2 protein-coding genes are annotated in these 1461 nt (G+C 52.6%); both read right to left on the bottom strand.

Annotated elements, in window-relative coordinates; all coding sequences use genetic code 11:
• Positions 1-105: 105 nt before the first annotated feature.
• Positions 106-1089 (bottom strand): conjugal transfer nickase/helicase domain-containing protein, encoded by a 984-nt coding sequence (locus tag ACED46_RS21865; protein WP_371722451.1) that lies wholly within the window; start codon positions 1087-1089, stop codon positions 106-108.
• A 44-nt stretch (positions 1090-1133) separates the two neighbouring features.
• Positions 1134-1461, bottom strand: a 328-nt coding sequence (locus ACED46_RS21860) for a TraI domain-containing protein (RefSeq protein WP_371722450.1), incomplete at its 5' end; no start/stop codon positions are given.

Genomic DNA, 1461 nt, shown 5'->3' with positions numbered 1-1461 from the left:
CTCCAATGGCTTTTAGCACCTCCTCTTGACCAGAGACGGCCAAGTAAGCCAGTTTGGTGATCATGACATGGCACACTTCACTGGTAAGATCGTCTTTTTTCATGCTCATACCCCCTCCAACATCACAAGTGGATTGACCGCGTAGCGAGTTTCCCACGCTTCGGTCAAAGGAAACAAAAAGCCGTTCAGCGCTTGGTTAGAATCTTGAATGCGCGCTTTATGTACGTTGCGCGCCTCTTTCGTGACGATATGACGCTTTAAAGGCTGCAACCCTTGTTGTACTTCGCTGTAACTGTTGGCTTTGGCGTATTGGCAACGCTCATCGATGAAGGTACGAAAGGCGCCAGGCGAAACCACAAACAGACCTTGTTCAAGGCGATGGAATAACGCGTCTTGACGATTCACCGGGTGCACGCCGCCTTTAAGGACTGAATCTAACCATTCATAGAAAGCACGGCCCAAGTCTTCGCCGTTGGTCTCTCTCAAATCAATCTTCTGCATGAGAGCGTGAGGCTCACTGGACTCAGGCACAGAGACAGGCTCAGCGTTTAACGCTTCCAACGCGGCTTCGACCTCATCCATCGGCGCAGCGGGCTCTATTGCCGCTGAAGTTGTCGCTTCTGGGTCTTCATCCTCTTGCTCGATGGGCGATGTAGTCTGCGTCATAGCGGGCTGCATGAAAGCCATGAGGTCATCACTGATGGCGTCATGGTTGGGTGGCGCTTCAAGATGAGTGGTGTCTGCCATAGGTGCATCTTCATTCACAGACACGATTGACTGAGGTTGAGCAGTCGTCGCTTCTCCCTCAACGTCTACCTCAACAGGAAGAATGTGTCCCACCAAGCTCTCCAGCTCGGCTTCTGGGGCGAATGTCGGCCAATGCACACAGATAAAGGTAAAGGTTTGGCGCCAGTCAAACTCAGAGAGCAGCACCTCGCACTTCCAAATCGCCAGGTCGTCAGCGTTCGGACGAATAAGTTGGTGTTGCTGCAGCTCGTTAAACAGACGGGAATTGTCCGAAGTAACAGAGGTGATGCCACGCTCAAGCAGCGTGCTGCGTAGACGGTCAGCAATGGGCTTACTCATCAAATAAAGAAGCTCCCCCTCAACAAAACCTTCGGCGCCTTTTTTGTTCAGTGGGAGGGTCGCGCTTTGTGGTATCGGCAGCGGTACGGTCTGGTGATGGCGCCCATCACTGGACTCCAACGCTCCCCCTCCCCGCTTTCTTGATGCAACTCGATGTCCACATCATTAATCTTGCCTGAGTCGTGCAGCAGCGCGCATAAAAACACGCCATAGACCCAAACAATCTCTCGGTGGATAACCTCTTCGGGTGGGGTATTGGGCGGTAATATCGCATTACGGCGCAGGCGCATCGCGTAAATGGCCACATCGAGGCTGTGAAGCAGTAAACCGCGTTTACCGGTGTGGTGATAATTTTCTGATGCAGGGATATCTTGA

This window comes from Vibrio sp. 1S139, assembly GCF_041439475.1.
GTDB lineage: Bacteria > Pseudomonadota > Gammaproteobacteria > Enterobacterales > Vibrionaceae > Vibrio > Vibrio crassostreae_C.
The sequence above is the reverse complement of the archived record's forward strand: the minus strand, read 5'-3'. Positions and strand labels throughout refer to the sequence as shown.